Genomic DNA, 13,209 nt, shown 5'->3' on the forward strand with positions numbered 1-13,209 from the left:
CGGAGCGTCGTCAGCGCCGACTTTGGCCCTGCCGCCACAATCATCCCCAGGAGAAGTGATGGATCATTCACCCGGCTTTCTGGCCCTGGTGCAGGCAGTGCGCCCGAGGATTCGCGAGCTGCCCGCCACGCAGCTGGCGCAGGCACTGCACGATACACCCGGGGCCCTGCTCATCGATGTGCGTGAGCACGAGGAATATCTCGCCGGTCATGTGCGCGGCGCGCAGTGGCTGGGCAAGGGCATCATCGAGCGCGACATCGAAAAATTCTGCCCGGATCTTGAACGACCGCTGTTCTTGTACTGCGGTGGTGGTTATCGCTCGGCGCTGGCCGCGGACAATCTGCAGAAAATGGGTTACCGGCAGGTCTGCTCCGTGGACGGCGGCTGGCGTGCCCTGCAGGAACTGATGCCGGTGGAAAAATAACTCGCGGGCACAGCGACATCACGGGCAAACAAAAAGGCGCCTCGTTTGAGGCGCCTTGATGTCTAAAACAAGTGGCGGAGCGGACGGGGCTCGAACCCGCGACCCCCGGCGTGACAGGCCGGTATTCTAACCAACTGAACTACCGCTCCACTTTTTTCTTTTGGTGGGTGCTGAGGGGCTCGAACCCCCGACATTCGCCTTGTAAGGGCGACGCTCTACCAGCTGAGCTAAGCACCCCGAAGGCTTTGGCGGGTCCGCCTTGGCACTTCACCGTGGAAAGACCGCTATTTTATAGCGTCCTTGAGAGCTTTACCAGCTTTAAATGAAGGAGTTTTGCTTGCCTTGATTTTCAGGGTCGCGCCGGTCTTCGGATTGCGGCCGGTACGAGCCGCACGCTCGCGCACCAGGAAGGTACCGAAGCCGACCAGCGACACCTTGTCCTTCTTCTTGAGCGCCTTGCCGACAACTTCAAAGAAGGCATCGATCGCACGCGTGGCGTCGGCCTTGGACAGATCGGACTTGTCCGCCACCGCGTTGATGAGTTCAGCCTTATTCATTTAATAGGACCCCTGCAGATTAAAGAAGACTCGGCCATCACCGACCATGCTGTCAGGCAAAACTGTGATGTCCCGGAAAGAGTAATGGCGTGCTTCGCGACCATCGGCAAAATTGAAGTATGGAGATGAGGCACGCACGGTTCCCCAGGTGCCTTTTGAGATGGCGAAGCGCGGCGCTTTATATCAAGCGGGTTTTCGAGCGTCAACACAGAAATTTCCCTCGGTGGGCCACGCGCGCAGCTCCGCTCGGCGGTGCTCCGAGCAGCCCGGCGCAGCTGGCCGTTCGTCCGCATAAAGCCGCCGCCGATCCGTTCCGCCCCCGGCTACAGACATCAGCGCATTGCAGGTTCATCGTCAAAGCCTGGACACTACGTAAGGAGCGTCCTGTCCGACGCGCATTTGCTACACTCGCTGCCCCCTACCGAACTCTTCCGCCGATGCCGACAAAACGAGGCCTCAAGGCCCTAGGCGTTTGCCTTGCGTTAGTGACGAGCTGCGCCGCATGGCCGGCCTCGCCCGATCTCGCCGAGCAGGCGGTGAAGCTCGACCAGAGTGTCGAAGCGCTCAAGGACGAGGTGATCGAATTCAATCGCGAGGCCTCGAGCACCGAAGTCGAAGCCCTGCTCCCCGATTATCGGCGACTCAATATCTATCTGCGCGTGAAAGTCCCCGGCCTGCTGCTGGAAAGTTTCACCGTGCAAATTGACGACCGTCAGCCCGAGGTGCATCACTACGACGAGTACGACTCGCGTGCGCTTCTGAACAAGGACAGTGTGCAGCGTCTGCTGCGCGTCTCGACTGAAGTCGGTGCCCACAAGATCAAGGTTGCCTTCCGTGGCCGCCTTGCCGATGCCAAGCCGGACGAGCCGCCGCTGAGCGATCAGTACGAAGCGCGTTTTGACAAGACCACTTATGCCGGCGATCTGGAATTCATCATCGCCAATGAAAGCCGCTTTCGCGGCAACCCGCGGCTGACGCTGCGCCAGTGGAGGGCCGCGCCTTGATTCCGCATCGTTCCCTGCTGCGCCGCGCCGGACTCTGCGCCGCAACCGCGATCTGCGTGCTGCTGCCCGGCTGGGCCTCGGCCGTGGAGCTGTACAAGCCGGGCAGCGACAAGGACCCGCAGGTGCAGCTGGCGCGCTTCCTGGGTGCCGACCAGCGTTATTTCTCGGCCATCGTCGAGCTGCAGGAAATCGCGCAGGGCAAGGACCCGCTGCAGCTGTCGCCGGAATACCGGCTGGAACTGGCCAACAATTATCTGGGCTTCGGCATGCGTGACCGCGCCGAGTCCCTGTATCGCAGCCTGCTCGGCAGCAGTGTCGACAAGAAGCAGCTGGCGCAGAGCTTCCTGCGTCTGGCCGAGTTCGACTTCCAGCGCGGCTATGCCGCCGAGTCACGCGCCACGCTCTATCGCATGCGCGACAAGCTGCCCAAGGACATGCTGCCGGAGTGGCAGGACCTGCTGGTGCGCGTGCTGATGTCGGAGCGCCGCTATGGCGAAGCCATCGACGTGCTGACCAAGGAAGACAACGCTTCCGACCAGTCGCCGTTCACGCGCTTCAACCTCGGTGTCGCGCTGCTCAACGAAGGCCGCATCGCGCAGGGCCAGACCGTGCTCGACAAGGTGGGGCTGCGCGATCCCGACAACGCCCTGGAACTGTCGCTGCGTGATCGCGCCAATCTCAGTCTCGGCTGGCAGTTCCTGCAGTCGCGTCAGGGCGGCACCGCCGCGCCCATCCTCTCGCGTGTCAGCAGTGAAGGCCCGTTTGCCAATCGCGCGCTGCTGGGCCTGGGCTGGGCGGAGCTGGCACCGCAGGGCGAGCGTCTGCGCAAGCAGGACAGCGCCGACGACAAGAACTCCGACAAGAAGGGTTACACCACCTTCTCCACGCTGGGCGTGCTGATCCGTCCGGGCTTTCTCGACAACGATGTCTTCGACCGCGTCGGCATCGGCCTGGGCAGTTTCCGTCTGCGCAAGAGCAAGGGCGACACCGAAGCCATCCTGAAGCGCGCGCTGGTGCCCTGGGTGGTGCTGATCCAGCGCGATCCGATGGACCCGGCGGTGCAGGAAGCCTGGCTGGCCATCCCCTACACGCTCGATCAGCTCGGCGCGCACGCGCAGGCCCTGCAGTTCTATGAGAAGGCCGTCGGCGTGCTGGAACAGGCGCGCAAGCGCATGGACGATGCGCAGCGCTCGATCAAGGCCGGCCGCATGGTGGAAACCATCGTGCGCCGCGACGCCGATGCCGAATCCGGCTGGAACTGGAAGCTGCGCGACCTGCCCGATGCGCCGGAAACCTATTTCCTGCAGTCACTACTCGGCGAGCACCGCTTCCAGGAAGGTCTGAAGAACTATCGCGATCTGCGCATGCTCGACCGCAATGTGCAGGGCTGGCGCCGCCGTCTGGATCTGATCCAGACCGAGTACGCCGCCCGCGATCAGCAGCCGGCGGATGCCGATGCCCTGGTGCAGCGGGTGCTGCGTGATGTCGATCCGCCTTATGCCGGCACCACCATCGGCCTGCAGCTGGACAGCAACATCGTCGCGCCGGGCAGCTACAACCAGCGCGTCGAAGCCAATGACATGCTCACGCCGCAGCTGAGCCTGGGCGGTGCGCCGGCGCGCTTCAATGGCCCTTATGAGCGCGTCAACGTGCTGCGCAGCCGTCTCAACAATCTGCATCAGCAGCTCAGCGCCACCGCCACGCAGCAGGCCGGCCTGCTGGAAGCCATGGCCATGCAGGAGCTCGATGGCCAGCGCCGCCAGATCGAGCGCTATCTGATCGAGGCCCGCTTCGCCCTGGCCCGCCTCTATGACCGTCAGCAGAAAGGTCAACTCGACAATGACTGAAACCCAGCGCCGAGCCGCCTCGTCGCGTGGCCTGTGGAAGCTGGCTGCCATCGCCCAGGCGGCGATGCTGCTGGCGTCCTGCTCCAGCCCCGACTTCGTCAAGAAGGCGGCGCCCCCGATCGGCAAGACCATCGGCCGCCAGGCACAGCCGGCGCCGGAGACCCTGCCCATCGTCAAATCGCAGGAGATTGCCGCCGACCCCAAGAAGGCGGTCGACAATTACCGCGAGCTGCTGGCGCTGCGCCCCGATGGCGATACGCAGGACGAGGCGGCGCGCCGCATCGCCGACCTGCAGGTGCAGATGGCCGACGCCAACGGCAGCACGCCGGAAGCCGAAAAGAATCTGCACGGCTCGGTGGTGCTCTACAAGAAGTTGCTGGAAGACCATCCCAACGACAGCAAGAACGATCGCATCTATTACCAGCTGGCGCGCGCGCAGCAGAGCCTGGGTGATATCGACGCGGCGATCGGCACCCTGGCGCAGCTGAGCGCCAAGCTGCCCAAGTCGGATCTGGCCGGCGATGCGCATTTCCGCCGCGCCGAGCTGCTGTTCGCCACCAGCCGCTACGCCGAAGCCGAAACCGAGTACCGCACGGTCATGGATCTGAAGGACGAAACGCCCTTCTTCCAGTCTGCGCAGTACAAGTACGGCTGGGCGCTGTACAAGCAGTCCAAGTACGAACCGGCCATCGCCACCTTCTTCGACATTCTCGATCGCGAGCTGCCGCCGGGCACCACCACCGATCCGGATGCGGCCCTGGCCGGCGTCGCCAAGGAAAAATTCGACCTCGCCCGCGATTCGCTGCGCGTGGTCACGCTGTCGCTGGCCTCGCTGGGCGGTGGCAGTGCGCTCAACGAATACCTGGGCAAGCATGGCGATCCGCGCTTCTATCCCCTGGTCTACGCGGCCCTGGGCGATTCGCTGCTGGAGAAGAAGCGCTACACCGACGCCGCGCAGGCCTCGGCCGCCTTCATCACGCGCTACCCGGCTTCCGCGCTGGCGCCGGCCTTCCAGACCCGCGTCATCGCCGCTTATGACAAGGGCGGCTTCTCCGAGCTGAGCATCAAGGAGAAGGAACGCTACGCCACGACATACGACCCCAGTGCGCCGTACTGGCAGGGCAAGCCGCCCACCGAAGAGGTGATGAAGGCCCTGCGCGCGCATCTGGAAGACGTGGCCAGGTACTACCACGCCACCGCGCAGGCCAAGGCCAAGGCTGCCGCCGCCGGCACGCCGCCGCCGGCCGAGTTCCTCACCGCCGCCAACTGGTACCGCCGCCTGATCGCGCTGTATCCGCAGGACGGGAAGCTGCCGGAGATCAATCTGCTGCTGGGCGACGCCCTGCTCGACGGCGGCCGCACCCTGGAAGCCGCGCAGCAGTACAGCAAGACCGCGTACGACTACCGCGCCCACGTCAAGGCGCCGGAAGCCGCCTATGCGGCGGTGCAGGCTTATCAGCGCTATGCCAAGGAAGTGCCGGCCGCGCAGCGCGCCGAGGCCCTGAAGCTGGCCATCGCCGAGAGCCTCAAGCTCGCCGAGCAGTTCCCGAATCATGTGCAGCGCTATGCGGTGCTGACGCAGACCGCCGAGGACTACTACGAGCTCAAGGATTACGATCAGGCCATCGCCGTGGCCGAGCGCGTGATTCACGGCAGCGGCAACGTCACGCCCGACCAGCAGCGTCTGGCCTGGAGCGTCACCGGCGACTCGCAGTTCGCGCAGCAGCACTATCCGCAGGCCGAACAGGCCTTCAGCGAGGAGCTCAAGCTCACGCCGGCGGGCATGGCGCAGCGTCGCATCGAGATCGGCGATCAGCTGGCGGCGGCCATCTACAAGCAGGGTGAGGCCGCCCGCGCCGCCGAGGACATGAAGACCGCGGCCTATCACTTCCTGCGCGTCGGCCAGATCACGCCCCAGGCGAAGATCCGCGCCACCGCCGAGTTCGACGGTGCCACCGCCCTGCTCGCCCTGGAAGACTGGCCCAAGGCCGAGGGCGTGCTGGAAAACTTCCGCCGCCTGTTCCCGGGCCACGCCCTGGAAGCCGACGTCGACAAGAAGCTGGCCGTGGCCTACCAGAAGGACAACAAGCCGCTGCAGGCCGCGCAGGCCTATTCACGCATCGCGCGTCGCGGCAGCGAAGCGCCGGCCACCCGCGAGGAAGCGGCCTGGCTGTCGGCCTCGCTGTTCGATCAAGGCAAGTCCGACGCCGATGCCGCTGCGGCCTACGACTTCTACCTGAAGAATTTCACCGGCTCCTTCGACCGCGCCACCGAGGCGCACGGCCGCCTGCTCGACTACGCCCGCGCCAGCGGCGATCCGACGCGCCTGAACAACGCGCTGCGCGAGCAGATCGCCTTCAACGATTCGGCCGGCGCCCGCGCCACCGACCGTTCCAAGGCCCTGGCCGCCAAGTCCGCGCTGGAACTGGGCCGCATCGCCGCGCTGCAGACCAAGACCATCGCGCTGACCGCGCCGCTGGAGAAGAGCCTGCCGCAACGCAAGCAGGCCATGGAGCAGTCGCTGAACTGGTTCAACAAGGCCGCCAGCTACGGCTTCGTGGATGTCGCCACCGCCGCCACGTACGAGACCGGTGCGCTGTACCAGACCTTCGCCCGCGCGCTGATGGATTCCGAGCGTCCCAAGAAGCTCTCGGAGCTGGAACTGGAGCAGTACAACCTGCTGCTGGAAGAGCAGGCCAATCCCTTCGAGGAAAAAGCCATCCAGACTTACGAAACCAATCTGCAGCGCATCGCCAAGGGCGTCTACGACGGCTGGATCGCCAAGAGCCTGCAGGCGCTGGTGGTGCTCGCCCCGGCGCGCTACGGCAAGCATGAGCAGGGCCAGGATCGTTATGAAAGCCTCAACTAAACCCTTGCTGCCCGCGCTGCTGCTGCTGGCGCTGCTCGGCGCCTGCCGCAGCAACCCGACCCAGCCGGAGCCGGCCGGCAGCGGAGCCGGCGCGCCGCAGGCCGCGGCGCCGGTGAGTCCGGCCGCCAGCCCGCAGGCGCGCTTCACCGCGGCCCTGGAACTGATGAAGAACGGCCAGAACGCCGAGGCCGAGAAAGCCTTCCAGGATCTGGCCAAGGATCAGCCCAATGCCAGCGGTCCCTGGACCAATCTGGGCATCATCTACGCCAAGACCAAGCGCCGCGACGCCGCGATCCAGGCCCTGGCCCGTGCCGCGCAGCTCAAGCCCGACAATGCCGTGGCCTGGAACTGGCTGGGCATCGAATACCGCGAAGCCGGCAACTATGCCCAGGCCCAGAACGCCTACGAGCAGGCGCTCAAGGCCAATGCCAACGATCCGCTGGTGCATCTGAACTACGGCATTCTGCTCGATCAGTATCTGAAGCGGCCGCAGGAGGCCATCGCCCAGTACCAGCAGTACCAGCAGGCGCTGGGCAAGCAGGATCTGCGCAGCATGGCCTGGATCGCCGAGTTGCAGGCCGCCAATCCCGCGCCGGCTGCGCCGGCCGCCAAGCCAGGAAACCAGCCATGAGCCGCTCCCGGTTTTACGCCCTGCTGCTGCTGGCGCCGCTGGCCGCCGCCGCGCAGAACGAAATGCCCGCCATCAGCGGCCTGCAGCCCGGCGCCACGCCGCCGCCTGCCAGCCCGCCGGCGGCCGACGAAGGCGGCGGCGGTGCCGGCACCACCATCGTCGGCGAACGCGAGTCGCCCATCGGCCTGTACATCACGCCCTGGCGCGATGCGGCGGCCGAGAAGGACATCGACCGCCCGGCAAGGCTCTTGCAGGAAAAGCTGCTGCCGCTCGACAAGACGGTTTTCCAGCGCCAGATTGATTATTACGATGCCCTTTCCGCCGAACTCAAGAAAAAGGGCCTGGTGACGCCGGCCGCACGCTAGCACGCCGCCGACCTTCCCCCCTCACAAACGTAACGACAACAGATTTTTTTCGAGGAACAAAGCCATGGATTTCTTCGCCACCATTCTTCACTTCTTCCAGAAGGGCGGCTTCATGATGTACCCGATCGCCGCCGTGCTGGCGCTGAGCATCGCGATCGCGCTGGAGCGCCTGCTGTTCCTGGGCAAGGTGGAGCGTGAGAACCGCCGCGTCTGGAAGGACGTCTCGCCGCTGCTGGCCAAGAGCGATCTGGCCGCCGTGGAGCGCGCCACCGCCGGTTCGGAAACCGCCGTGGGCCGCATCCTCGCCGCCGGCGTGGCGCAGGCCAAGATCGACGCGCACCGCAATGAGCTGGAAACCGCCACCGAAGAAGCGCTGATGGAAGTGCTGCCGGCCGTGGAAAAGCGCACCCACTATCTGGCCACCTTCTCCAACATGTCCACGCTGCTGGGCCTGCTGGGCACGGTCATGGGCCTGATCGGCGCCTTCGCGGCGCTGGGCAATGCCGACCCCACGGAAAAGGCCGATCTGCTCTCGCGCGGCATTTCCGAGGCCATGAACTGCACGGCCTTCGGTCTGCTGGTGGCGATCCCGACGCTGCTGGTGCACGCCTGGCTGCAGGCCAAGACCACGGAACTGATCGACAGCCTCGAAGCCGCCTGCGCCAAGCTGGTCAGCGCGGCCGCCGCGCGCAAGTAAGCGCCCGGACCACCGGGGTTCCCGGATGAAAGTTTCCCGCAAAACACGCCGGCTGGAGCGCCATCTGCGCATGCGCGCGCGTGCGGTGTCGCTGAACATCGTGTCGATGATCGACGTGTTCGCCGTGCTGGTGTTCTTCCTGCTGGTCAGCTCCTCGATCACCGCCGCCAAGCTCAACGTGGTCAAGCTCAACCTGCCCTCGCCCGATCAGAAGATCGTGCCGGACAAGCCACCGCTGCAGCTCTCGATCACGCTGCGCCACAAGGGCCTGGAAGTGTCGGACCGCAACGGCGGACTGCGCCAGCTGCCCAACACCGCCGAAGGCTATGACCTCGACGCCCTGGGCAAGCTGCTGGCGCAGATCAAGGCCAGCGCGCCGGGCGAAAACACCGTGACGCTGCTGCTCGAGCCCGACATTCCCTACGACGATCTGATCCACGTGATGGACGCCGCGCGCTATGCGCCGCTGGATGCCGGTAGCGTGGCCGCGCGCACCGAGATGTTCCCCAACATCTCCCTGGGCGACGCCGCCGGAGCCAAGCCATGAGGCCGAACAACCGTTCCGCCAAGCGTGCGCAGCGCAAGGTGCGCATCGCCGGCCACGAAGTGGAGATGAACGTCGTCTCGCTGATCGACATCTTCGCGATCCTGGTCTTCTACCTGCTGGTCAGCGCCCTGACCGTCGAAGTCCTGCCCAGCCCCAATGCCCTGCAGCTGCCCAAGTCGGTGGTCAAGGAGCAGCCCAAGCAGACGTCCGTGGTCATGATCACCAAGGCCGACATCCTGGTCGACAACGTACGCATCATGGGCACCGATGAGGCGCAGGCCGCGCCGGGCAATGTGCTCGATGCGCTCAAGGGCGAGCTGTTGCGCGCGCCGCTGCAGCGTAACGAGGCGCAGCCGGACGTGATCACGCGCGGCGACATCAACATCATGGCCGACAAGGCCATCCCCTACGCCGTGCTGAAGAAGGTCATGGCCACCTGCACCGATGCGCGCTACGCCAAGATCGCGCTGACGGTCGTCGAGAAGAAGGGAGGTGCCTCGTGAGCGCCACCTTCGTCACCCCGCTCGACGGCTGGGATTTCAGCGAACAGGCCGACCGCCGCTTCCGCCGCACCTCCCGCATCGTCCTGCTGCTGTTCGTGGTGCTGGCAGTGATCATCACCAAGCTGCAGCTCGCCGGCGTGCAGCGCGGCGGCGGCGATACCGTGCAGGAACGCTACGTCAACATCATTCCCGAGGCGCCCAAGGCCGAACAGGTCGAAGAGCCCAAGCCGGAAAAGGAAGACAGCAAGAAGCCGGTGGAGCCCAAGCCTTCGCCCAAGCCCACGCCCGAGCCGCAGGTCAAGCCGCAGCCCACGCAGGCCGAGCTGCAGCAGCAGGCGCGCACCGTGGCGCAGCAGTCCGGCGTGCTGGCGATGGCCGATCAGCTGGCCGCGCTGCGCGATCAGACCCTGAGCGGTCTGGACACGCCGCAGAGCGCCAACCGCATCACCGCGCAGGCCGGCACCGGCGCCACCGGTGGTTCGACCGCCGCCTTCGCCGCCAGTGCCTCGCGTGCCTCCGGCGGCATCGGCGCCACCGGCACCGGCGACGAGCGCCGTCTGCAGTCGGGCTCCGGCATCGGCCAGCGTCGCACCTCGGTGGTGGAAGCGCCCAAGGGCGCGGGCCCCGACAAGACGCTGCCGGGTCAGGCCGGCGACAAGCTGCTGCCGGGCCGCACGCTGGAGGAGATTCAGCTCACCTTCGACCGCAACAAGGGCGCGTTCTACGCGATCTTCAACCGTGCGATGCGTGAGAATCCGAACATCAGCGCCGGCAAGATCGTGGTCAGTCTGACCATCGCGCCCAATGGCTCGGTGACCGACTGCCATCTGGTATCCAGCACCTTCAACGACGCGGAACTGGAGCGCAAGGTGATTCAGCGCGTGCTGCTGCTGAACTTCGGCCCCAAGGACGTGCCGCCGTACACCTATCCCAACTATCCGATCAACTTCCTGCCGTCGTAGCAGAAGCGGATTCGACAAGGCGCCGGCCCACACCGGCGCCTTTTTTCACTGGCGGGCCAGCGCCGGGCGGGCGCCTGGGCACGCAAGACAGAACAAGAGGAATACAAGCCCATGATCATTCAACCCAAGGTCCGTGGTTTCATCTGCACCACCACTCACCCGCTGGGCTGCGAGCACAATGTGCAGGAGCAGATCCAGGCCACCGTCGCACGCGGTGTCCGCACTGACGGCCCGAAGAAGGTGCTGGTGATCGGCGCCTCCAGCGGCTATGGCCTGGCGGCGCGCATCACCGCCGCCTTTGGTTTCGGCGCCGACACGCTGGGCGTGTTCTTCGAGAAGCCCGGCAGCGACAAGAAGCCCGGCACCGCCGGCTGGTACAACTCGGCGGCCTTCGACAAGTTCGCCAAGGCCAAGGGCCTGTACAGCCGCTCGATCAACGGCGATGCCTTCTCCAACGAAGCGCGCGCCAAGGTCATCGAGCTGATCAAGACCGAGATGGGCGGCCAGGTCGATCTGGTGATCTACTCGCTGGCCTCGCCGGTGCGCAAGCTGCCGGACACCGGCGAGCTGAAGCGTTCCGCGCTCAAGCCCATCGGACAGGTCTACACCGCCACCGCCATCGACACCAACAAGGACAGCATCATCCAGGCTTCAGTGGAGCCCGCCACCGAACAGGAAATCGCCGACACCGTGACGGTGATGGGCGGCCAGGACTGGCAGCTGTGGATCGATGCGCTGTCGGCTGCCGGCGTGCTGGCGCCCAAGGCCCGCACCCTGGCCTTCAGCTACATCGGCACCGACATCACCTGGCCGATCTACTGGCATGGCGCGCTGGGCAAGGCCAAGGCCGACCTCGACGCCACCGCGCAGCGCCTCGACGCCAGGCTCAAGGCCAGCGGCGGCGGCGCGCAGGTGGCGGTGCTCAAGTCCGTGGTCACCCAGGCCAGCGCCGCGATTCCGGTGATGCCGCTGTACATCTCCATGGTCTACAAGATCATGAAGCAGAAGGGCCTGCACGAAGGCACCATCGAACAGCTCAACCGCCTGTTCCGCGATTTCCTCTATCGCCCCGACGGCCAGCCGGCCGCCAGCGACGAGGAAAACCGTGTGCGTCTGGACGACTGGGAACTGCGCGAAGACGTGCAGAGCGCCTGCAAGACACTGTGGCCGCAGGTCACCACCGAGAACCTGTTCCAGCTCACCGACTATGCGAGCTACAAGCAGGAGTTCCTCAAGCTGTTCGGCTTCACTCGCAGCGATGTGGACTACAACGCCGACGTGAATCCGGATGTGAGCTTCGACTGCATCGCGCTGAGCGCGGAGTAAGCGCAACAGCCCGCGCAGCTGCCGCGCGCCTGCGGCGGCCAGCCCCTCTCCCCCGGTTTCGCGGGGGAGAGGGCGCTTTCATCTCATTCCCTGCTTGCCGCTCCAAGAGCGCCTTGGCGTTCCTTGCGCCTGCGCGTGAGTCCTGAAAACCCCGCTTACGCCCGCACCGGTTCCGCCAGCACGCCGTGCTCGCCATTGAGCCTGGCCACGGTCACGGTGCAGACCGAATCGCCCAGCACATTGACCGTGGTGCGGCACATGTCGAGCACGCGGTCCACGGCCAGAATCAGGCCCAGGCCTTCCAGCGGCACGCCGACGGCATTGAGGATCAGCACGATCGCCACCAGGCTCGCCGAGGGAATGCCGGCGACGCCGATGGAGCTGAGCAAAGCGATCAGCACCACCGAGAACTGCGCCGCCACGCCCAGGTGCACGCCATAGGCCTGGGCGATGAACATCGCCGCCACGCACTCATACAGCGCGCTGCCGTCGGTGTTGACGTTGGCGCCCACCGGCAGCACGAAGCCGGTGATGCGGTTGGGCACTTTCGCGCGCTTCTCCATGCATTCCACGGTGACCGGCAGGGTCGCGCCGGATGAACTGGTGGAAAACGCCGTGAGCAGGGCCGGCGCCATGGCCTGGAAATGCCGCAGCGGCGACACCCCCGCAATCAGCCGCAGCACGATGGGCAGCGTGATCAGGGCGTGCACTGCCAGGCCCGCGATCACCGTGAAGAAGAACAGCATCAGCGGTCGCACGGCTTCAAAGCCAGTCTGCGCCACCACCTTGGTCACCAGACCGAACACGCCAATCGGCGCAAAGCGCATGATCAGGCCGGTGATGTCGGCCATGGTCTGGTAGGCGCCGCTCCAGAACGCGCGCTGGGTATCGCCGGCCAGCTGCGGCAGGCGCGCGACGAAGAAGCCGTAGAGCATGGCGAAGCAGACGATGCCCAGCATCTGCCCTTCGGAAATCGCGGCGAAGATGTTGGGCGGGAACATCAGATAAAACACTTTCAAGAGTTCGCCGGCGCCGCTCCTGCTCTCGATGTTGGCGGCCACCGCGCGGGCATCGTCGGACAAGCCCATCAGCTGGCCGGCCGGCACACCGTTCACCACACCGGGCACGATCAGGTTCACCAGCAGCAGGCCGGTGCAGATCGCAATCAGGCCGGTGCCCAGGTAATAGATCAGCGTGCCCAGGCCGATGCGGCCCAGGGCCTGGCCGCTGAGCGAGGACACGCCGCTGATGATGGAGGCGATGATCAGCGGCACGATGATCATCTTCAGGGCGTTGAGAAACAGCGTGCCGAGAAACTCGCAGATCTGGATCAGCCCGGGCTGCGGTCCGGCCAGCTTGCCGACCGCCACCGCCGCCAGCAGCGCCAGCAGGATTTGCCAGTGCAGTTTCATGTCATCCCCGCGTGCAAAGAAAAAGGCCGTTCATGGCATTGAACCATGAACGGCCCGGGTGAGGC

Annotated in this window: 13 protein-coding genes and 2 tRNA genes; 11 read left to right on the top strand and 4 right to left on the bottom strand. The window is 65.6% G+C overall.

All coding sequences use genetic code 11. The annotated features are described in order from the left end of the window. The first annotated feature begins 58 nt into the window (after nucleotides 1-58). The gene (locus BMY12_RS12160; RefSeq protein WP_093286500.1) at nucleotides 59-424 is read left to right on the top strand and encodes a rhodanese-like domain-containing protein; all 366 of its coding nucleotides are present in this window, start codon (nucleotides 59-61) and stop codon (nucleotides 422-424) included. Between the two features lie 72 nt (nucleotides 425-496). On the opposite strand, the gene BMY12_RS12165 is transcribed toward BMY12_RS12160, so the two are convergent. From BMY12_RS12165 to BMY12_RS12175, 3 genes are all read right to left on the bottom strand, one after another. Then, a tRNA-Asp gene (locus BMY12_RS12165) sits at nucleotides 497-573 on the bottom strand. Between the two features lie 12 nt (nucleotides 574-585). Further along, nucleotides 586-661, bottom strand: a tRNA-Val gene (locus BMY12_RS12170). 47 nt (nucleotides 662-708) lie between these two features. Further along, nucleotides 709-981 (bottom strand): HU family DNA-binding protein, encoded by a 273-nt coding sequence (locus BMY12_RS12175; protein WP_093286502.1) that lies wholly within the window; start codon nucleotides 979-981, stop codon nucleotides 709-711. Nucleotides 982-1,466: 485 nt separating this feature from the next. On the opposite strand from BMY12_RS12175, the gene BMY12_RS12180 reads away from it, so the two are divergent. The 10 genes from BMY12_RS12180 to fabV all read left to right on the top strand — a co-directional run bounded on the left by BMY12_RS12180 (nucleotide 1,467) and on the right by fabV (nucleotide 11,732). Beyond that, a complete protein-coding gene (locus BMY12_RS12180; protein ID WP_093286505.1) occupies nucleotides 1,467-1,985 on the top strand; it encodes a hypothetical protein in 519 nt (172 codons plus the stop codon). Then, nucleotides 1,982-3,832 carry a tetratricopeptide repeat protein gene (locus tag BMY12_RS12185; protein ID WP_143068946.1) on the top strand — a complete coding sequence of 617 codons (1,851 nt, stop codon included), beginning with the start codon at nucleotides 1,982-1,984 and terminating at the stop codon, nucleotides 3,830-3,832. Before BMY12_RS12180 ends, BMY12_RS12185 begins: the two co-directional genes overlap by 4 nt. After that, nucleotides 3,825-6,701, top strand: coding sequence for a tetratricopeptide repeat protein (locus BMY12_RS12190; protein ID WP_093286510.1), 2,877 nt, complete (start codon nucleotides 3,825-3,827; stop codon nucleotides 6,699-6,701). The genes BMY12_RS12185 and BMY12_RS12190 overlap by 8 nt, the downstream gene beginning before the upstream one ends. Further along, entirely contained in the window at nucleotides 6,685-7,332 is a 648-nt protein-coding gene (locus BMY12_RS12195) for a tetratricopeptide repeat protein (RefSeq protein WP_245732478.1), read from the top strand. The genes BMY12_RS12190 and BMY12_RS12195 overlap by 17 nt, the downstream gene beginning before the upstream one ends. Beyond that, nucleotides 7,329-7,697: a hypothetical protein gene (locus tag BMY12_RS12200; RefSeq protein WP_093286513.1), complete on the top strand. Its 369-nt coding sequence runs from the start codon at nucleotides 7,329-7,331 to the stop codon at nucleotides 7,695-7,697. Before BMY12_RS12195 ends, BMY12_RS12200 begins: the two co-directional genes overlap by 4 nt. Before the next feature lie 64 nt (nucleotides 7,698-7,761). Then, entirely contained in the window at nucleotides 7,762-8,394 is a 633-nt protein-coding gene (locus tag BMY12_RS12205; protein WP_093286515.1) for a MotA/TolQ/ExbB proton channel family protein, read from the top strand. Nucleotides 8,395-8,419: 25 nt separating this feature from the next. Then, complete coding sequence (locus BMY12_RS12210) at nucleotides 8,420-8,941, top strand: ExbD/TolR family protein (protein WP_245732479.1); 522 nt, start codon at nucleotides 8,420-8,422, stop codon at nucleotides 8,939-8,941. Then, complete coding sequence (locus BMY12_RS12215) at nucleotides 8,938-9,444, top strand: ExbD/TolR family protein (protein ID WP_093286521.1); 507 nt, start codon at nucleotides 8,938-8,940, stop codon at nucleotides 9,442-9,444. The genes BMY12_RS12210 and BMY12_RS12215 overlap by 4 nt, the downstream gene beginning before the upstream one ends. Further along, on the top strand, nucleotides 9,441-10,406 hold the full coding sequence (locus BMY12_RS12220; protein ID WP_093286524.1) for an AgmX/PglI C-terminal domain-containing protein: 966 nt from the start codon (nucleotides 9,441-9,443) through the stop codon (nucleotides 10,404-10,406). The genes BMY12_RS12215 and BMY12_RS12220 overlap by 4 nt, the downstream gene beginning before the upstream one ends. A gap of 111 nt (nucleotides 10,407-10,517) precedes the next feature. After that, nucleotides 10,518-11,732 (top strand): enoyl-ACP reductase FabV, encoded by a 1,215-nt coding sequence (gene fabV, locus BMY12_RS12225; RefSeq protein WP_093286527.1) that lies wholly within the window; start codon nucleotides 10,518-10,520, stop codon nucleotides 11,730-11,732. Between the two features lie 155 nt (nucleotides 11,733-11,887). Here fabV and BMY12_RS12230 read toward each other — a convergent pair whose 3' ends face one another. Next, a complete protein-coding gene (locus tag BMY12_RS12230) occupies nucleotides 11,888-13,144 on the bottom strand; it encodes a dicarboxylate/amino acid:cation symporter (protein WP_093286530.1) in 1,257 nt (418 codons plus the stop codon). Nucleotides 13,145-13,209 lie beyond the last annotated feature (65 nt).

It is taken from the genome of Solimonas aquatica, assembly GCF_900111015.1.
GTDB lineage: Bacteria > Pseudomonadota > Gammaproteobacteria > Nevskiales > Nevskiaceae > Solimonas > Solimonas aquatica.